Below are 18,972 nucleotides of genomic sequence, written 5' to 3'. Positions count from 1 at the left end.
AGTAAACCACAACAGACCGGCAAAACATTCCTGTTATGGGGCCAGTAAAATGAAAGACGTCCGTTTCACAAGGAGGTTAAGAGTCACTCACGCTAACCCGACACAGGTCAAAAGAATAGCTCTCTGCCCGGTAAAAAAGGTGGCACGTGCAGGCAGTGGAGGATAGCACAAAGCCGGAATTGATTAACTAAATAAATCGATTTCATCTTGTCACTAATCACACAACCCTGGAAAATTAACTGAGCCATAAGCATTAGCGCCACTCTCCTCGAAACGGTCAGGTCAGATTATTAGCCATTTAAATTAAAAATTTTTTTCCATTGAGGAACATTTTCGCTCTTTTAAGCTGATTTTCCCGGCAAAACCAGTGCCTCTGCTAACCCCGTGCCGCCTGAATCAGATGTTGGAAATCAGCGGCTGGGCCATTGCAAGATATCGCCCCGGAGCAACAGCAGGTTCCGCACGCGCCTGGCGCAGCGCTGTCAGCGCCAACGGCGGAAAATGAGCGAGGTATTAATGCCACCAAAAGCAAAGTTATTGGACTGAATGTAATCCGTTTGCAGCACACGCGGCTGTTGCACAATGTAATCAAGCTCTGCGCAATCCTGTGCCGGCTGCGTCAGATTCAGCGTCGGTGCGAACCAGCCTTCACGCATCATCTCAATGCCCATCCACGCTTCCAGCGCGCCACAGGCGCCGAGCGTATGACCGAAATAGCTTTTCAGTGACGAGATCGGCGTGCCGTTACCAAACACAGCTGCCGTGGCGTGACTTTCCGCCACATCACCGCGATCGGTAGCCGTGCCGTGCGCGCTGATATAACCAATATCGCTGGCGTCCAGCCTTGCGGTGCGTAGCGCCCGTTCAATGCAAATCTGCATGGTCTCACGCTGCGGCTGGGTAATATGCGCCGCATCGCAGTTAGTATAAAAACCCACGATCTCCGCATAGATGGTGGCACCGCGAGCCTGCGCATGTTCCAGTTCTTCCAGTACCAGCGTTCCGGCACCTTCACCAATCACCAGCCCGTCCCGACTGGCATCGAACGGTGACGGCGTACTCTGTGGCTGGTCATTGCGCTGGCTGGTGGCAAACAGCGTATCAAATACCGCCGCTTCCGACGGACAGAGTTCCTCTGCCCCTCCTGCTACCATTACCGTCTGGTAACCATGACGGATCGCTTCCCATGCATAACCGATCGCCTGGCTGCCGGAGGTACAGGCACTCGATGTAGGGATCACCCGCCCGCGCAGCCCAAAGAAGAGTCCGGTATTTACCGCAGTGGTATGCGGCATCATCTGCACATAGGTAGTACCGGTAATGTTATTAGTGTGTTTTTCCGTCAGCATGGTGGCAAACTCGCTTACCGGGCCGGTACTTCCGGTCGATGAACCGTAAGCAATGCCGGTTTCGCCGCTGGTCAGCACCGCATCGCCCAGCAGCCCCGCCTGCTCCAGCGCCCGCTCGCTGGCACGGGTTGCCATCAGCGATACCCGCCCCATCGATCGGATGCGCTTGCGGGTGTAGTGTTCCGGCAGAGTGAAATCATCAATCGGCGCGGCCAGCAGCGTGTTCAAACCGTCATATACCCGCCACTCCGGCATTTTGCGCACGGCGTTATTTCCCGCCAGCAGGCGCTCTGATACCGCCTGCCAGCTTTCACCAAAGGCGGTGACGCCGCCCATTCCGGTGACGACGACACGGCGCATCACAGCATGCCCCCGTTGATTGAAATCACCTGACGGGTGACATACCCGGCAATATCCGACATCAGATAGCTCGCCAGCCCGGCCACCTCTTCCGCCGCACCCATACGTTTCATCGGGATCATCTTTAACGCTTCCGCCATCGCCACCGGCTCCATCTGGGTCATAGCGGTATCGATCAGTCCGGGAGCGATACAGTTAACGGTGATTTTGCGCTTCGCCAGCTCAATCGCCAGCGCCTTGCTGGCACCGATAATTCCGGCCTTCGCCGCGCTGTAGTTGACCTGTCCCCGGTTGCCCATCATGCCCGATACCGATGAGAGCGTAATGATACGTCCGCCCTGGCGCAGGCCGATCATTGGCATGACACACGGCTGGATAACGTTATAGAAACTGTCGAGATTGGTGTGGATCACGCCGTCCCAGTCGTCACCGGTTAGCGCGGGAAAGGCACCATCGCGGGTGATACCCGCATTGCTGACCACGCCATAATAGGCCCCCGAGCCTTCAATATCGGCTTCCAGCCGGGTGCGGCACTGTTCGCGGCTGGCGATATCGAAGCCCAGCACACGGCCAGCGCCACCCGCCGCTTCAATCTGACGCAGCGTTTCTGCTGCACCCTGCTCATCACGGTGAAAATGTATCACCACGGTGAATCCATCAGCAGCCAGCCGCAGTGCAATTGCACGGCCAATGCCTTTACTGGCCCCGGTGACTAAAACGGTACGCGTCATGGCTGAAAATCCTGTTGCATAAGTTGTTGAAGTTCCTGATCGTCAGGCTGATAGGTATTCAGGCGACCGCTGGCCCAGATTTCATCATCGATGGTAATGACACCGTTAAAGCTGCCTATTTTTTCATCGCGCATCAGCAGGCTGACGTGAATGTCCAGCAGGCTACCCGGCGGAAATTGCGCCTGCTGACAGCGGTAGCCCCGTCCGCCCAGCAGCATACCGGGACGGGGCGTGCTGTGATGCTGGCGGCCGTGCCAGCCGGACCAGACGCCAATGGTCTGGGCAATGATCTCCATGCCAAACCAGGCCGGTAGCGCACCCTGCTGATTGAGAAAAGGGGCCAGCACGCCGTCTGCGCTAACCCGCACCTGGCAGCGTGCTTCTTCTTCAGCGACCAGTAATACCCGCTCGATTAGCACCATCGGTGCAGCGTGCGGCAGATAGTGTGCGGCCTGTTGATACTCTGACATTACGACTTTCCTAAAATCACGCTGGTATTGTTACCGCCAAACGCGAATGAATTACTGATGATAACCGGCCGTTCCAGTGGGGCTGCGCGAGTCAGCAGCCCGCAGTCAGGCAGGCTGTCGTCCTGCACACTGCCGCTGAAGTCCTGCGGTGGCAGCAGCAGGTCGCGCGTCAGGATCAGCCAGCACAACGCCGCTTCCACGATCCCGGCCGCGCCGAGCGTATGTCCGGTTAAATGCTTGGTTGAACTACAGGGCACACGGTTACCAAACAGTTCAGCGATAGCTCCGGCTTCCATCCGATCGTTTAAGCGCGTGGCAGTACCATGCAGATTGATATAGCCAACCTCTTCCGGCGTCAATCCGGCCTGTCGTAACGCCATTGTAATGGCGCGTTTTGCCCCCTCACCGCCGGGATGGGGGGCCGACATATGCCAGGCATCGGACGATTCACCCACGCCGAGGATCGCCACCGGCTGCGGGTCACGGGTCAACAGCATCAGCGCCGCCCCTTCGCCGATGGTAATACCATCGCGCTGCTCGCTGAACGGCACGCAGCGTCGGGAAGACAACGATTCCAGACTGTCAAAGCCATTGAGCGGCATGCGGCTGAGCGTATCGGCTCCGCCAACGATGGCCACGTCAGCCAGTCCGGCCGCAATCAGCCGCTGCCCGCTGATCAGCGCCCGTGCGCTGGATGAGCAGGCCGTTGACAGCGTATAGGCCGGGCCGCTCAGCTGCAGATAGTGCGCCAGAAAACGTGAGGAGTCCCCCAGCTCCTGCTGCGCGTAGTGATAGTTTGTGCTATCTCCGCTAATAAAGCGCTCGCTCATATCCAGGCCGGAGGTGCTGGTGCCCATCACCACCGCCACGCGATCGGCACCATAGCGCGCCACCGCCGCACGTACCGCCGGTTCGATTTGCGCCAGTGCCGCCAGCAGCAGCTGATTATTCCGGCTGGCGTGAACCGCCAGCCGCTGCGGTATGGTGGGCAGCAGCGCGTCGACGCGCCCGGTCCAGCAGGGCTTATCACCCACCAGCCAGCCGCTGTCGCGGCGCATCCCCGGAGCGGTTCCGGCACACAGGTTATCGGCCATCTCATCGGCCGTTGCGCCCAGCGCGCTCAGCATACCCACCGCAGAAATATACATCGTTACCCGTCCAGGTTTTGAATCAAAATATGATAGCCGAAGGCAAACTGCTGCACGCTAATCGGCAAACGCTGCGTACCGCGTTGCTGATAACGGATCTCGGTCACCAGTTTTCCGTCAGCATCACGCAGCTGGCGGCTGTCGTCGCGATCCTGCAACGTCCAGCCGGGTGGCAGGCGAGACTGCCAGGCGGCCAACGGCCAGTGACTGAGCATGATATCCGCCAGCACCTGCCCGGGCGGTGGCATTTCCGGCAGTACCAGTGATTGCTCGCTGTGGATGCCGTTAGCATCATAGGTCACGCGGAACAGACGAATGCCCAGTGATGACAGTCCGGCCAGCGTCAGCTGCTGCCCGTCCGCGCTAAGCAACACCAGCAGCGACTGCTGCTTGCCTTTGAAACGCCCCGTCAACAACTGCTGCTGGCTGAACGGAGGGGCAATTTGCGGTGGCGGCAAAATAACGCGTACGCCGGGCTTCAGCCACGCCTGTGGTCGGGCCGGGTCGGCTCTGTCCGCACAGCCCGTCAGTAGCCACGCGCAACACATCAGTGCCAGCAGGCGCTTCATTTTTTTCTCCTTTTCACCGGCATTGCCAGCGGTGCCAGCACAAACGCGGTAAAAATACCGCTACACAGCACGATGCCGAAGCTACTGATAGCCTGAGTGCTGCTGAATACCAGCATGCCAAGCGTCAGCAGCGTGACAACCATCGCCAGCGTCACCGCCAGCAGTGAGGTGATCGGCGTGCCGCGCGGATTAGCGAAAAACAGGGTGTAATTGATGCCGATCCCCAGTACCAGCACCAGCGCCAGCAGTGAGAACAGATTCAGCGAGTGACCGGAGAACGCCAGCGCCGCCAGCCCGCCCCCCAGCGACAGCAGGGAAGGTAGCATATTCACCAGCCCCTGCCGTACGCCGAGGCGCAGCACGTTACTGAGGGCAATAGCCGCCAGCGCTGCCGCCAGCAGCCATCCCAGCAGCAGGCGATAAAAGCCAAACAGCGTATCAAAGGTCTGCTTACGATCGATCCAGCTGACGCCAGGCAGGCTGGCCGCCAGCTGCGCCAGTGCGGCACCATTGCTCACCCCGCTCAGGGGCACCAGCACGCCGCTGCGCCCATCCTGCAACGTCAGCCATAGCAAACGCCAGCCTGTGCTGTTCTGGCTGGCAAGCCAGACTGCCGGTGTCAGCGGCGTGGCGCGGAGATCGGGAACCTCCACCGCTACGCCAGCCTGCCGCAGACGGTCAATCACCGACGGAGCAGCCAGCTGCAGCAGCTGCAGGTCCTGCTGCTGCCGCGCCAGCGAGGAGAGCGGCAACAAACGATAACCGGTCAGCCAGCGCAGCCTGCGCGCCTCCTCAAGTTTCGGCTGCAGCGCCTCCAGCCTTTGCAGCGTCTGCTCCGGCGTGTCGCCGTGTACCGCCAGCCAGGTTTGCTCTGCGCTTTGTCCGGTCAGTGCCGTTACCTGGCGCTCCTGCGCCAGCAGCGATGCAGGCAGCGCCTGTAGCTGTGAGATATCGTCATCAATACGCAGCTGGCATAACCCGGCCAGCGAAATTGCCGCCAGCACTAGCGGCAGCCCGACGCGCAAACGTTTATTGCGCCGCCATGCGGCCAGCCAGCGCCCCATCAAAGCCACTGCCGGCACCGGTCGCACCGGCAGTCCTTTCACCAGCCACGGATACCAGCAGATCACCGTCAGGCAGGATGCGCTAAGCCCGGAGGCGGCAAATACCGCCAGCTGGCGGATAGCAGGAAACGGTGCCAGCAGCATCACCAGATAAGCCAGCGCGGTGGTGCCGAGCGCCAGCAGCAGCGTACGCTTCACCTTATTCATACTTTGCCACGCGGTGGCTTCGGCACCGTGAACCATCCGCTCGGTCAGGTAATAGAGGGTATAATCCGCCGAAATGCCGACGATACTCAGACTCATCACCAGCGTCATCAGGTGCATTTCACCAAAGCACAGCAGCGTCACCACGCATCCCGCCAACGCGCCCATTGCCACCGACAGCGCACACAGCAACAGCGGACGCGGCGAACGAAATAGCGCAAACACCAGCAGCAGCACGCCGACAAGGGTTGCCACGCCGAGGGTGGAGACATCATGCCGCGCCTGTTGGCTGGCGTAGTCACTGAACCACACCGTGCCGCGTGACAGGATCTGTGCCTGCGGATAGTGCTGCTTAAGCTGGCGTTCAAGCGCCTGTAATTGCGTGACCACCGCGTGGCTCTGCTGCATATCGAACGAGCTGCTGGCCAGCTCGCCATAAATAAAGTACCAGCGCTGGCCCTGCTTATCGCGGGTGCTCAACCAGCCGTTACTCAGAGCCAGCTGGCTGGCACTTTGCTGAAGCGCCAGCTGCGCGCCGCGCACAAGTAGCAACGGATCGTGACTGATTTCCTGGCCACTGACACCGGAAAAGGCGGAGTAAAGCTGCGCCAGCACCCAGTCCGCCTGAGTCGTCCCGCCCTTTTCAAGCCGGGTGCGGGTGGCGGCGTCGATGGACGTGTTGCGATACTGCCAGGCAAACTTCCCCCATGCCTGCTGCTGCGCGTTATCCAGCGGCCCTTTGACCTCTTTCAATACGTCCAGCTGCCGCAGGCGCGCGAGAAAGGCCTGCACCACCGCCGGGTTGTCCTGCTGACCGCCGCTGACCAGCCACACCATCTGCCTGTCGAGGCGCTGCATAAAACCCTGCTGCAGGTCGTCGGGCATTTCTGCCAGAGTCTGCGCGGGTAACAGCGCCAGTACGCTGCTGTTGATCCGCGCCTTTGGCAGCAGGACACACAGCGCCGCCAGCAGCAGCAGGCAGATAGTCAGCCAGCCAACGGCCAGCGATCGTGAGTTATCAGAAAACAAAACGCTGCTGCTCTTCTTCGCTCAGCCGCAGCGGCGTCAGGCGCTGATGGCTGAAGGTGATGTCGGTGCGGTCGCCCTGACGGTCGTTTAGCCGGATGGCGTCCAGATACTCTGCGCCCTCTAACGTGATGGTATTGAACAGCTTGTCCAGCGGAGAGGTCACCGGGGTCAACACCAGACGCCAGCGCTGTTGACCAGCATTGGTGAAATCCAGCGCAAAGTTCTGCTCCAGCACCCGGCGATCTGCCTGAAATAGCGCACGCAGCAGGTGGTTGAACTGGAACATCTGCGGATTGCTGTCGGCGGTGATAATTTCCGCCGGTTGGCCCCCTATCACCTGAACCATACGCTTTTCATCCAGTACCAGCGTCAGTGGAAACGGCTGCGTCTGTTGCCACCACAGGCCTTTGTCCTGGACTATCAGCAGCTGCCCGCTGGATTTCAGCGGCTGCGCCATGCCTTTAATCGTGCGCATCTGGCTGAAATCGGCCCGCACTATCGGCTGACTGGCAAAGCGCTGCTGCAAGGCTTCCAGCGTCACCGCCTGCGCGCTGATGCTGAACAGCGCCAGCAGGATGAATATCATTCTGATCATGGGGTCACTCCTAAGCGCTCGAACAGGACTGGCGGTGAAACAAAGCTCAGCCCGCTCTCACCCTGCGCGACGGCGACCTGAATGGTATATCCAGTGGTGGTTCGCTGACCGCTGGCCGCATCGAAAATCTGATAGGCGATGCGCAGACGGTTTTCCACCTCTTCAATGGTGGCGCGCACGCGGATGCGCTGCTCAAAAGTCAGGGTTCCGCGATATTTCACCCGGGTATCAACCACCGGCCAGAGGTAGCCGGAGGCCTGCATCTCACGGTAGCCGTAGTTAAATTTACCCAGCAGCGCTTCACGCGCAATCTCGAAATAGCGAAAATAGTTGCCGTGCCACACCACGCCCATCGCATCCACATCGTGGAACGGGACGGTCAGCTCAACGTCAAGCGAGAAACGTTCATCGTTCAGCACCCAGGCTCCTTCTCTTTTTCCGGTAGTGACGATCCCGGCAGTTGCCAGAAATCAAAAAAGTTAAACCAGTCGAGCGGTGAGATCAGCGCATGGTGTTCCAGCCGCTGCGCATAGCGATCTACCGCCTGCTGCAATGCTTGTTGGCGCGCGGCGCGCGGCAGCTCCAGCGGATCGGCAAAGGGTTCGCAGTGCACACGCAATATGCCGTCCTGACGCAGAGCGAACATCAGCAGTACCGGACAGCGCAGCGCCGCCGCCAGGACAAAGGGTCCCTGCGGGAACGGGGCTGGTCGCCCGAGAAATTCGCTCCATACCACGCGTCGGTTACCGCCGCGCTGGCGGTTCACCGCAGTACGATCGCCGACTATTGCCACCCATTCTCCGGCGTCCAGCTTTTCACGCAGCATAATCGCCGTCTCCGGGCCGATGTCGCTGACTGGGATCAGGTTGACGCTGGCCCGCGGAGCAACCTCATCCAGTACCTGTTTGAAACGCTGAGCGTGGTCGGTAAACACCAGGGCGTTAACCACCAGCCCGCTCACCTGCTGAGCCAGCGCGCGGCAGGCTTCAATATCGCCAAGATGAGAGGCGAGGATCAGCCGCCCACCGGGTTGAGCACGTGCGATCACGGCTTCAGCACCGGGAGCAAAATCAATCTCTTTACCCCAGCGCAGATCGCCGCGCCAGCCGGCAATTTTATCCAGCATGGCATCGCCAAAGCGCAGAAAATGATGAAAGCTGTTGCATGGCCGAGGCAGCGTCGTGCGCTGCCGGACGGCGTGACGACGCACGGCCTGTAACCACTGCTGAGACGCCTGGCGCTGCTCGCGCCCGCTCAGCCAGTAAACGGCGGTAACCGGCCACAGCAGCAGGGTAAACAGGCCACGGCCGAAACGACGATACACGGCAAGCATCAGGCGCATGCCCCACAGCCCTTTACGCTCTTCGGTCGCCGACCAGTGCTGTGGCTGGCGCTGGCGCAGCAGCTGCGGAATACGCGGCAGCATGCCAAAAAACAGCCGGGTGTGCATCCACGAGATGCGTAGATTGTCACGCAAGGCATCGAAATGTGAGATCCCATCATGAGGATAGGTCACTCGCGTGGTGATAAAGCGGCTCGGCGTGCCCGCCCAGTAGAGACGCACCATCATTTCCGTATCAAAGTCCATGCGTTGACCGATGGCATGGCGCTCTGCCAGCGCCAGCGACGGGGCCAGCGGATAGACGCGAAAACCGCACATGCTGTCTTTAAGGGTAAAAGAGAGGGTTTCTATCCATACCCAAAAATGGGTGATATAGCGGCCATACAGCCGGGCGCGCGGAACGGAGTCATCATACAGCGGCTGCCCCGATATCAGGCAGTGTGGCTCATCACGCGCGGCCTGTAGCAGTCGGGAAGAGTCTTCGATCTGGTGCTGGCCATCGGCATCCACCTGTAGCGCATGGGTAAAGCCCTGGCGAGCGGCAGCAGCCAGACCGGCAAGCACCGCCGCCCCTTTTCCCTGATTGGTAGCCAGACGATGCAGCTGCACGCCCTCGCCCGCCAGCGCAGCCAGCTGGCTGGCACAATGCGCATCGCTGCCGTCATCGACGATCAGCACCGGCAGACCAAGCGGTGCCAGCCGTGACAGCACCGAACCGATCGTCGCCCCGTGGTTGTAGCACGGGATCACCACACAGGGACGGAAATCATCCGCTAACACAGGCGGATCCTTCCACTGCTGGCCGGGTGCAGCGTCTGCCCCGTCACCCGCTGGTACTGAAAGCTCAGGCCTTTATCATCCTGCCAGGTGAGCGTCAGTTTCAGCGTTGAGCCAGGCATAACAGGCTGTTGGAATTTGATGTTATCCACCGCAGCAAACTGCATGCCGGGGACAAGCAGCGTTGTTCCATAGTGAATAACCCAGTCCAGCTGTGCCACGCCGGGTAAGATGGCACCATCGGGAAAATGTCCTCTGAACCAGAAAAGATCGGGGTCGACGCGCAGCAGCAGTTGTGCTGCACTCCCCTGTTGCTGAAGCGAAAGTTCAACGGGCAGCATAAAATAGCTCCTCTATTTGCGTCCAGTCACGCTTGCTCTGACTGTTATGCGGGATAACGCTCACCACGCGCCAGAAGCGCGGCACGGCCGCCGGTTCCAGCCAGCGCTGCAGCTCCAGACGCCACAGCCGTTTCAGCGTGTTCAGGTCACCGCCCGGCGGGTGTAGCTCCAGCACCACACCGATGCCGCTGCGATTGCCTTTAGCGATCGGCAGTGCCGCCACGTCGGCAATCTGTGGCAGGGCCAGCAGACGCCGCTCTATCTCACTGAGCGACACGCGTTTATCTTCAATTTTAACAATGCGATCGTAGCGCCCGCAAAGCTGGAAGCCCGTGTCATCAAACGCCAGCCGGTCATCCAGCATCAGCCCCCGCTCCTGTGGGATCAGCGCCGACTGCGCCCACCAGCGAAGCTGCGCGTCCTGGCTGAACCTTACCCCGCTAAACGCTTGCCACGGCGCATCGTCCTGTCGGCGACGGCGGTGGGCAAGCACGCCGGTTTCGCTACTGCCGTAAATCTCTTCTACCGGCTGTCCAAGCCAGGCAGCCACCGCCTGCGCATCGCGCCAGGCCAGCGCGCCTCCAGCCGAGACCGTCAGCACGCATTCAGGGGCCGGTAGTGAAAAGTCAAGACGGCGTAAAAAGGCCGGGCTGCTGATAAACGCGTAACGCCCGACAGGCGCGGCGGTCAACTGCTCACTATAGGCGATCTGACGGCTGTCAAACGGCAGCCCCAGGGCAAGTGGCAAAATAATGCGGAAAGTCAGCCCGTAAAGATGCTGATGGCTCACCGAAGCAATCAGCGTACAGCCGTTGAGACGATCGCCCCAAAGCGCATGCAGCCAGCGCGCCTCTTCATCCAGACAGGTGATGGGTTTGACCACCTGACGCGCCGAGCCACAGGAACCGGAAGTAAATATGACCACCACGGCATCTGGTGCAATAGCGGGCAGCGCACGCGGCACCGCCCCGTTTGCTTCTTCCACCTGTAATATCGGGCAGTCAAGATCGATGAGCTGGTCGCTAAGCAAGCCGTCGAACTCTGTCGCCTGTTCCGCCAGCAGTGCCGGGCGGCAGTGGCCAGGGATCAGCGGCGTTTTGCCAGCATGGAGCGCCGCCAGCAGCGCAACGCTGAACAAATAAGCGTCTTCAAAATAGAGCGCCCAGCGTTCTCCCGGCTGGGTAAGCAGCCGATTACCCAGCACCAGAACCTGTTGTTGCCACTGGTGGCGGCTCAGGATGCTGTCGCCGCGCCGGGCAACGATGCCAACGGGCGGCGCGGTCAGCCAGGTCGCTATCGGCAACGCTGTCCCTGTCACAGTGAGGCCCGCATACGCTGGCGCGCCAGCCACTCGCACATCATCAGCAGCCCGATTAACAGATAGCTGATGAATCCATTCCACAACGTCCACCAGAAGAGAGAATTCAGTAAACAGGTGATCAGCGCCATCGCGCCATTGAAGATAAAGAACAGGCACCAGAGTTGCGTGACGCGCCGGGTATAGACGATAGCACGCGGCGGCAGTTCTGCCTCATGCAGCCGGGCCAGGCGTTCAATGACAGGCATCGGACTGAATAAGGAAGCCGCGAACAGCAGCAGCAGAATCGCGTTCACCGCCAGCGGATACCACAGCAGCAGATGATGGTTGCGCAGCAGGATACTGGCGGCGCACAGCCCGGCTCCGCCGAGCGCCAGCCACTTGCCGGCAGCAGCAAAGGCCCCGCCCTGCTGGCGCAGACCCAGCCAGCGCAGGATAAACGGCAGCGCCAGCAGCACCAGCATCCAGCGTGCCGTTGGATGGCTTAATGCATACCACACCAGTACGGGCCACAGCAGCAGCAGTCCATTCGCGCCCTTCAGTACAGCGTTCATCAGTGAATGCCGCCCACGGTCAGCCTGCGCGCATCAGCAGATCAACGGCATCCACTACGTCCTGCACGGTGCGCACTGATTTAAAAATTTCCGGTTTGATTTTGCGACCGATACGTTTTTGCAGGTGAACCACCATATCGACGGCATCGATGCTGTCCAGATCGAGATCCTCATAGAGACGTGATTCTGGTTTGATATCGTCAGCGTCAAGTTCGAACAGCTTAACCAGCAGGTCGGTTATTTCCTGGTAAATTTCATGCTTATCCATGACGGTCTTCTCCTGTCAGCGCCAGCGATGAACGCCGGGCAAGAATAAAGGCCGCAAGGCTGGCAACGGAGTAAAAATGCTGGCGCATCTCTTCACTTTCCGCTGACAGCACTACGCCGTAGCGTTTTTTTACCGCCAGCCCCAGCTCAAGAGCATCTATCGAGTCAAGGCCAAGACCGTCACCAAACAGTGGCGCATCGGTGTCAATATCGTCCACGTCCGTCTCTTCCAGATTAAGCGTGTCGATAATCATCTGTTTTAGTTCAAGCGATAACTCTTCCATACTGGTTCCGAATAATTATTGATGTTCTGGTGTTAATGCGTGTTGCAAATACTGAGTCAGATGACGCACGGCGCGTGGCTGCATATCACCTTCCCCGGCAATAAAGGGTTGACTGGCTATTCGTTGTTGTACCCTGACGGTAAACAGTGGTTTTGCCAGCGGCACCTGATACCAGCGGCTCTGCTTGTCCAGCATACGCTGGGTACAGATGATATGTACCAGACGCAGATCGCAGCCGCAGCGAACGGCGAGATTGGCCGCGCCGCGTTGCAGTTTCAGCGCTTCACCGTAACGGGTACGGGTTCCTTCAGGAAACAGGATAATCGCATCTCCTTGATCAAGACGCTGCTGACTTTCTGCTAACAGCGTCTCCCCCTGACTGTTCACCAGGTAGTCGGCTGCGCGGATCGCGCCGCAGACAAACGGGTTTTTCAACAATCCGGCCTTGACCAGACAATCCGCTTCCGGCATGACAGAAGCCAGCAAGACGTAATCAAGCAGCGAGGGATGGTTAGCCACAACCAGGCAGCAGCGATCCCGTGCCAGCAGCTCGGCTCCTTCAATGCGGTAATCAAATACGCCTGACCGGCGGCAGCAGTACAGAAACAGACGAAAACTACACGATATACTGCGCCGTGCCATGCGGCGGCGGCGCTCTGCATCACGCACTACCAGCAACAGCAGATTGAACCAGACCAGTGATAACAGCAGCCCACCAAGGCCAAACAGCGCAAAACACACGCCGGTCATCATGATGCGCCAGCCGCGATTCACTGCGCCATAACAGCGGTGTATCCGCCCTGATTCAGTCATAACGACATTGCCATTGCCAGAGACAGCGGTCACCGGGGAGGGAAAATTCAGCCTGACGCCCCAGCTGCGCATGCAGAAACAGCAGGCTTTGCGGCAGACTGGCCTTACGCGGCCCCCTGTCAGGCTGGCTGCGGCATTGGCACTGTTCACCCGGTGCCAGCAGTAGCGCCACCGCATAGGCGGCAAACAACGCCTGATCGGAGAGATGCGCATGATAAATATCGGGGATAGCGCCTTCAAAGTCCACCAGCAACACCTGCTGATATCCTGCCTTATGTAACGCTGCGACCTCAAGCATGCCCTGCTGAAAAGAGTCGGCGCCAGCCGCCAGCGACGTGGCAACCAGCGGTGCCTGGGCGGCAATGGTTAAACTGCCTACTGCCGCATTGTGCACCGACATGGCGAAGTCGGTGGGCGACACGCTCTGCTGCTGCGCCAGGGCACTGAGAATGCGTAAGTTGCGCTCCAGCTCGCCGTGACGGCTGGTAAATACCAACGCATCAACCGCACTGCGGCGCAGTAGCGTCAGTCCACAATCTACGGCAGCCCGACTGCCAGCCGTAAGACGGCGCGCGGCCATCATCGGCAGCTGGCTACATTTTGCCAGCGGCTGGGAGCTGTCGATAACCGCAGGCTGTTGCGCCCACCGCACCCAGTCAGCAGGCTGATGCAGTCCGGGAGCGCTCGCCTGCCAGTCGAGGAGTGTAAAGGCTAAATTCATACCAGATCCTTCTTCCGACCCGGGAAGCCCGCGATGAGTTGGCATTGGTTAGTGGATACCGCGCCGCAGCGGGTATTTGACGCACTGATGATGGCTGCGAAGCAGGCAACGGAGCATAGCGATTCTCCCTGACTGCTGATGCGCGGAAAAGACTGAAACTGCGATATATTATCCGATTTACCGGCTGTTGCAGGTACTCAGGTTGTCGGCACTGACGCCGGATCCTTTAGCCCTTGTATCAACCGATGTCGCCGGGATAACAGACGCGTCATTCCGGCAATCATTGCCCCTGCTCACTGGCCAGATGCAGCTGAATGTCTCTGTCGAGGTTGTTGACCCAGCGATTATAGTTGCGGTGAATTTTGCCCGGTGCGGCCAACAGGTTGTTGCTACCAACATAGTTAATCGAGTAGCTATTTGCATCATAGGTAATGCGAATATCGGCGGTATGATCGCGCTGCATCAGGTGCCCGCTAATCACGCCAGGCTGCTGTGGTCGCATAATCCACTGGCGATCGCGCCCGGCGGCAAGGATGGCGGTTTTCATTTGGCTATCGCTGTAGCGAACCGAAAGCGTTTGATTGATATTTTTTACCGGCTCGGTACGTGTGCAGCCTGCCAGCGCCAACACGCATAGCAGCGCGATAAGAAGAGGTTGCTTTTTCATCGTATCCCTAAAATAATCCCGCCACGTTTGCCATTGATTCTGAACCATAGCGGCACATGCAAAAGTAAAACTTCTACATATCTCAAATCACTAAATGTAAAGATCGGTATAATAGCACTCGTTGCTAAGTGATGAAAAGCATTAAAGATTGTGACCGGCTGTCGTTGACTTAACCTATAGTTTTCAGCGGGTTTCAGACCAACGGCAGCAGATATATCATCATGGTCGCCAGCCGCCGCCAAGCGCACGATAAAGGTCTATCTGCGCCAGCAACAGATTGTTTTTTGCCTGCACCACGCTGAGCTGGGTGCTGAACAGCGTTCGCTGGGCATCCAGTTCATCAAGGTAGGAGGCGTAGCCGTTCTGGTAGCGATTTCTGGCGATACGCAGCGCCTCCTGAGCCACCTGCTGCTGGAGCTGCAACTCATCCAGCTGCTGCTGGTAGCGTTCGATGGCATCCAGATCGTTGTTCACTTCGCTGAATGCCGCACGCACCACTTTTTCATAGTTGTACAGCGCCTGATTGCGCGTTGCCATCGACACATCGACCTGCGCCGTCAGCGCTTCACGATTAAGCAGCGGTGCCAGTATGCTGCCACCGACGCTCCACAGCCGGAACGGGTTATCGACCAGCTGATGCAGTACCGAGCTTTGCAACGTGCCGCTGGCGGTCAGATTCAGCGACGGCAGCAGGCTGGCGCGTGCCGATTGCAGCGATGCATCTGCCGCCAAAAGCTGGCGTTCGGCCTGCACAATATCAGGCCTGCGCTGAAGGAGTTGCGATGGCATCACGGCTGGCAACGTTTGTACTGCCAGGTGTTCGAAGTGATTCTGACGCGCGATCTGCCGTGGGTTCATCCCCACCAGAATGCTCAGGGCATTTTCCTGCTGGGCTATCTGATGCCGTAACAGTGGGATCTGCGCTTTCGCCGCCTGATATTCAGACTGCGACTGGAGCCATTCCAGTCTGGAGGTGTAACCCGTTTCAAACTGACGCTGAGCCAGTTTCAGCGAGTTGTTGCGCGATGCCAATGTGGCTTCGGTTACGCGCAGCTGTTCATCCAGCGAAACCAACGTCATATAGCCAGAAGCCACCGAACTGGCGATGGTTAACTCGGCCGCCGCAGCAGCAGCCTGCTGCGCCGCCAGGGTTGCTCTGGCAGCATCGATACTGCTGCTGCGTTCACCCCATAAATCGACCTGGTAGTTGGCCTGTAGCAGCCCCTGGAAAACCGAATATTGATAAGGCTGCCCGGTCACCGCCGAGATGGCCCGCGCCCGGCTACTCGCCACGCCGGCATCCAGCGTGGGGAAGTTATCCCCTTCTGCGCCACGCAGTTGAGCACGATACTGATCGACACGGGATCGCGCCGTCAGTATATCCGGGTTATGGTGCAGCGCCTGTATAACCAGCTGGTTCAGTGCGGGATCGTTAAAGGCCCGCCACCAGTCTGCCTCAACCGCCGCGCCAGGCCCCACCTGATTACGCCACTGCGCGGGGATCGGCAGCGATGAGGGAGCCCGTTCAACGTGGGTGGCACAACCCGACAGCGCCGCCGCGAGCGTCATCACACTGAGCGCTTTGGCAAGAGGGCTCATTTTTTCACTCCATCCTGCGCATCCGCAGTATCGATACTCACTTCCACCGACATTCCCGGACGCAGGCGGGCAGCATTATCGCTGGTGATTTTAATCCGCACCGGAATGCGTTGCGCGATTTTGACAAAGTTACCGGTGGCATTATCCGGCGAAATGGCGCTGAACTCCGATCCCGCTGCGGGAGAGATATACTCCACTTCCCCATTAAAGCGTTCACCATCCAGTGCATCAACGGTGAAGCTGACCGGCAGGCCGGGGCGGATACGCGCCATCTGTGTCTCTTTCATATTGGCGATTACCCACATCTGTTGCGGAACCAAAGAAGTCAGTCGGGTTCCGGCCGTCACGTATGCGCCCTGCCGCACCGCAATCTGCCCCAGCTGCCCGTCCCGTGGCGCAATAATTTTGGTGTTATCAAGATCGATCTGCGCCAGCTCAAGTGCAGCCTGCGCATTGGTCACATCCGCTTCCAGTGAGGCACGATTGACAATGGTGGTTTGCAAATCCTGACGCGAGACTTCAAGCGTGGCCTGAGCCTGCTCGACTCCGGCCAGCATCTGACTGTTGCTGGCGCGTGAAGCATCACGCTCACGCACTGATAAAGAGCCATCGGCAACCAGATTTTCCACACGTTTCAGGTCCAGCGTGCCTTTCAGCGCCTGTGCTTTCGCGTTTTGCAGCGCGGCCTCATTGCGTTTGATCACCGCTTCGGCACTGCGCCGCTGCTGCTGGTTATTGGCCAGCGCGGCTTTTTTCATATTCAGCTGTGCGCTGGATTGATGCACTCGCTGGCGATAAATGCGGTCATCAATCGTCATTAGCAGTTCGCCACGGTGTACCGGCTGAAAATCCAGCACGTTCACCGCCGTGATATAGCCACTGACCTGCGGGCTGATAAAAGTCACCTGCCCGCGTACATAGGCGTTTTCCGTTGACTGCGTCTGGCTGGTAAACGGCGGCAGCTGCCAGGCATAGAGGATGACCAGTACGCCGACCAGCGCGATGCCGGAGCCCAGGGCAATGGAGATAATCCGCAGCTTATTATTTCGCTGGCGTTCAGCAAGCTGCTGTTCCTGTTGACTCATTGTTTCTCCGTGTTCATTTGTTGCATGGCACGCTGTTCCGATTCCGCTTCGCGTTTTGCCTGCTGCCAGTTGAGGTAGCGCAGGCGCGACAAGCGCCACAGCACCCACAGTAAAGTGACTCCCGCTAATACGGCAGTCAAAATATACACATCGTTATAGGCCAGTACGTTTGCCTGTAGTGTCGCCGCAGCTTGTAGCTGCGTGGTGCTTTGTGCACCGAACAGAGTACTATCGCCAATCTGGCTGGCAAAGAGATTGTTGTACTGCATCAGACGGTCGGTAACGTTGGGATCAAGCAGCGATAGCCTGTCGCCCAGCAGGCTGGAGTGATATTTTTCGCGCCAGGTCTGAAAGGTGCCGAGCAGGGCCGAACCCATCAGCCCTCCCAGGTTCTGGCTCATGCCGAACAGCACCACGAAACTGACCAAGTTTTTTGGCTGGGTGACGACGCTGCTGACGCCCAGCAGCATGGCCGGGGCAATAAAGAATGAGGTGCTGAAACCGAGCAAAAACTGGCTGAAATACATGTTATTAGCTCGGGTCAGTGGGCTGGACTGCGCATCCATCAGCGAAGCCACCATCACGATGATCAGCGACAGCACAATCGGCCAGATGAGATGCTTAGGGTTAATCGTTAGCGCACTGCATATAATCCCCGCCGCGACGCCCGCAAGGATCGCCAGCGCCAGTCCCTGCATCTGATCGTTCTGCATCCCGATCTGTTGCAGGTAACCAATTGCGCCCGTATTTTGCTCCGCGAGCATAATGCGCAGCAGGATCATCACAATACCCAGGCGGAATATCGCCCCGTTACCGAGCCAGCGCGTGTTGATCAGTGGGTTGCTGCGGTTATGCTCTACCAGCACCGCTGCCGTCACCAGTACCAGTCCCAAAGCCAGGCAAATGCCCAGCCACGGCGTGCTGGTCCACCACTCAATGCGCCCCAGCGACAATACGCCGCAAAACAGTGCCATGCCCGGTGCCATCAGGAAGAAGGTGAGAAAATCTTTTTTCTCAAAGACTTTCGTGCGTTCGCCGGGTGGCAGTTTGAGGATCAGCACCGCGCCCAGCGCCATCAGCGCCAGGCCCAGCTCGAATAGATAGAGTCCGCGCCATTGCTCCAGCTGCAACAGTTCGGTAGAGAACAGACGCGCCAGCGGGATCGCCAGCTGAGATGCCCCCAAACCGATCGCTAACGCCTTTAGCCGGTGTCTGGCTGGCCATGCCTGCACCTGATAGTAAATACCCAGCGAACTGAGCGCGGCCCCCACCATACCGTGAGCCGCACGCACGATAATTGCCGAACTAAGATCGTTAACCAATAGATGGAAGAAGGCAACCAACACGTAGAGCACGAGGAATGCTTCGGTAAATACGCGCAGACCATACTGTTGACGAAATTTGACCAACAGCAGGTTAATGGAAATATTGCCCATCACATACACCGCCGGTAGCCAGGCGATTTCATTGTTATAGGCACCGAACACACCTTGCAGATTGGTCAAATTGGCGGTGACCAGCGCATTACTGAGCGCCCCGGTGATACAAATCAGCAGGCCAACAATACCAAAGGCGATGCGCTTATAAGCGGGATGATTCGGTGTAGAAGGCGAACCCGGCAACATCGGTTTCTCACCGGGTGCCCACTCGCGCGGTGCATAAGGATTAGCTTTATCACCCGACAC

20 protein-coding genes are annotated in these 18,972 nt (G+C 58.7%); all 20 read right to left on the bottom strand.

Translation table 11 applies throughout. From position 1 onward, the window contains the following. Positions 1-482: 482 nt before the first annotated feature. Positions 483-1,709, bottom strand: coding sequence for a beta-ketoacyl-ACP synthase (locus EPIR_RS07410; protein ID WP_023654714.1), 1,227 nt, complete (start codon positions 1,707-1,709; stop codon positions 483-485). After that, complete coding sequence (locus EPIR_RS07405; protein ID WP_023654713.1) at positions 1,709-2,440, bottom strand: 3-ketoacyl-ACP reductase FabG2; 732 nt, start codon at positions 2,438-2,440, stop codon at positions 1,709-1,711. Before EPIR_RS07405 ends, EPIR_RS07410 begins: the two co-directional genes overlap by 1 nt. Then, positions 2,437-2,910, bottom strand: a complete 474-nt coding sequence (locus EPIR_RS07400) for a hotdog family protein (RefSeq protein ID WP_023654712.1) — start codon at positions 2,908-2,910, stop codon at positions 2,437-2,439. Before EPIR_RS07400 ends, EPIR_RS07405 begins: the two co-directional genes overlap by 4 nt. Further along, positions 2,910-4,058, bottom strand: a complete 1,149-nt coding sequence (locus tag EPIR_RS07395) for a beta-ketoacyl-[acyl-carrier-protein] synthase family protein (protein ID WP_023654711.1) — start codon at positions 4,056-4,058, stop codon at positions 2,910-2,912. Before EPIR_RS07395 ends, EPIR_RS07400 begins: the two co-directional genes overlap by 1 nt. A gap of 2 nt (positions 4,059-4,060) precedes the next feature. Beyond that, positions 4,061-4,627, bottom strand: coding sequence for a DUF3261 domain-containing protein (locus EPIR_RS07390; protein WP_023654710.1), 567 nt, complete (start codon positions 4,625-4,627; stop codon positions 4,061-4,063). Further along, entirely contained in the window at positions 4,624-6,924 is a 2,301-nt protein-coding gene (locus EPIR_RS07385) for an MMPL family transporter (RefSeq protein ID WP_023654709.1), read from the bottom strand. Before EPIR_RS07385 ends, EPIR_RS07390 begins: the two co-directional genes overlap by 4 nt. Continuing rightward, complete coding sequence (locus EPIR_RS07380) at positions 6,914-7,519, bottom strand: outer membrane lipoprotein carrier protein LolA (protein ID WP_023654708.1); 606 nt, start codon at positions 7,517-7,519, stop codon at positions 6,914-6,916. The genes EPIR_RS07385 and EPIR_RS07380 overlap by 11 nt, the downstream gene beginning before the upstream one ends. Beyond that, the gene (locus EPIR_RS07375; RefSeq protein ID WP_023654707.1) at positions 7,516-7,938 is read right to left on the bottom strand and encodes an acyl-CoA thioesterase; all 423 of its coding nucleotides are present in this window, start codon (positions 7,936-7,938) and stop codon (positions 7,516-7,518) included. Before EPIR_RS07375 ends, EPIR_RS07380 begins: the two co-directional genes overlap by 4 nt. Then, positions 7,932-9,641, bottom strand: coding sequence for a glycosyltransferase family 2 protein (locus EPIR_RS07370; protein ID WP_023654706.1), 1,710 nt, complete (start codon positions 9,639-9,641; stop codon positions 7,932-7,934). The genes EPIR_RS07375 and EPIR_RS07370 overlap by 7 nt, the downstream gene beginning before the upstream one ends. Further along, positions 9,635-9,979, bottom strand: a complete 345-nt coding sequence (locus EPIR_RS07365; RefSeq protein ID WP_023654705.1) for a 3-hydroxyacyl-ACP dehydratase FabZ family protein — start codon at positions 9,977-9,979, stop codon at positions 9,635-9,637. The genes EPIR_RS07370 and EPIR_RS07365 overlap by 7 nt, the downstream gene beginning before the upstream one ends. Continuing rightward, positions 9,966-11,297: a class I adenylate-forming enzyme family protein gene (locus tag EPIR_RS07360; RefSeq protein ID WP_072066021.1), complete on the bottom strand. Its 1,332-nt coding sequence runs from the start codon at positions 11,295-11,297 to the stop codon at positions 9,966-9,968. The genes EPIR_RS07365 and EPIR_RS07360 overlap by 14 nt, the downstream gene beginning before the upstream one ends. Then, the gene (locus tag EPIR_RS07355) at positions 11,294-11,851 is read right to left on the bottom strand and encodes a COG4648 family protein (protein ID WP_023654703.1); all 558 of its coding nucleotides are present in this window, start codon (positions 11,849-11,851) and stop codon (positions 11,294-11,296) included. The genes EPIR_RS07360 and EPIR_RS07355 overlap by 4 nt, the downstream gene beginning before the upstream one ends. A gap of 19 nt (positions 11,852-11,870) precedes the next feature. After that, a complete protein-coding gene (locus EPIR_RS07350) occupies positions 11,871-12,119 on the bottom strand; it encodes an acyl carrier protein (RefSeq protein WP_023654702.1) in 249 nt (82 codons plus the stop codon). Continuing rightward, positions 12,112-12,402 carry a phosphopantetheine-binding protein gene (locus EPIR_RS07345; RefSeq protein WP_023654701.1) on the bottom strand — a complete coding sequence of 97 codons (291 nt, stop codon included), beginning with the start codon at positions 12,400-12,402 and terminating at the stop codon, positions 12,112-12,114. The genes EPIR_RS07350 and EPIR_RS07345 overlap by 8 nt, the downstream gene beginning before the upstream one ends. Before the next feature lie 15 nt (positions 12,403-12,417). Further along, positions 12,418-13,215 carry a lysophospholipid acyltransferase family protein gene (locus tag EPIR_RS07340; protein ID WP_048697089.1) on the bottom strand — a complete coding sequence of 266 codons (798 nt, stop codon included), beginning with the start codon at positions 13,213-13,215 and terminating at the stop codon, positions 12,418-12,420. Further along, positions 13,208-13,936: a beta-ketoacyl synthase chain length factor gene (locus EPIR_RS07335; RefSeq protein ID WP_023654699.1), complete on the bottom strand. Its 729-nt coding sequence runs from the start codon at positions 13,934-13,936 to the stop codon at positions 13,208-13,210. Before EPIR_RS07335 ends, EPIR_RS07340 begins: the two co-directional genes overlap by 8 nt. A gap of 280 nt (positions 13,937-14,216) precedes the next feature. Next, entirely contained in the window at positions 14,217-14,603 is a 387-nt protein-coding gene (locus EPIR_RS07330; RefSeq protein ID WP_023654697.1) for a hypothetical protein, read from the bottom strand. A 219-nt stretch (positions 14,604-14,822) separates the two neighbouring features. Continuing rightward, the gene (locus tag EPIR_RS07325; protein WP_023654696.1) at positions 14,823-16,202 is read right to left on the bottom strand and encodes an efflux transporter outer membrane subunit; all 1,380 of its coding nucleotides are present in this window, start codon (positions 16,200-16,202) and stop codon (positions 14,823-14,825) included. Next, positions 16,199-17,287: an HlyD family secretion protein gene (locus tag EPIR_RS07320; protein WP_023654695.1), complete on the bottom strand. Its 1,089-nt coding sequence runs from the start codon at positions 17,285-17,287 to the stop codon at positions 16,199-16,201. Before EPIR_RS07320 ends, EPIR_RS07325 begins: the two co-directional genes overlap by 4 nt. Then, positions 17,284-18,972 (bottom strand): MFS transporter, encoded by a 1,689-nt coding sequence (locus tag EPIR_RS07315; protein WP_023654694.1) that lies wholly within the window; start codon positions 18,970-18,972, stop codon positions 17,284-17,286. Before EPIR_RS07315 ends, EPIR_RS07320 begins: the two co-directional genes overlap by 4 nt.

The organism is Erwinia piriflorinigrans CFBP 5888 (genome assembly GCF_001050515.1).
Lineage (GTDB): Bacteria > Pseudomonadota > Gammaproteobacteria > Enterobacterales > Enterobacteriaceae > Erwinia > Erwinia piriflorinigrans.
The sequence above is the reverse complement of the archived record's forward strand: the minus strand, read 5'-3'. Positions and strand labels throughout refer to the sequence as shown.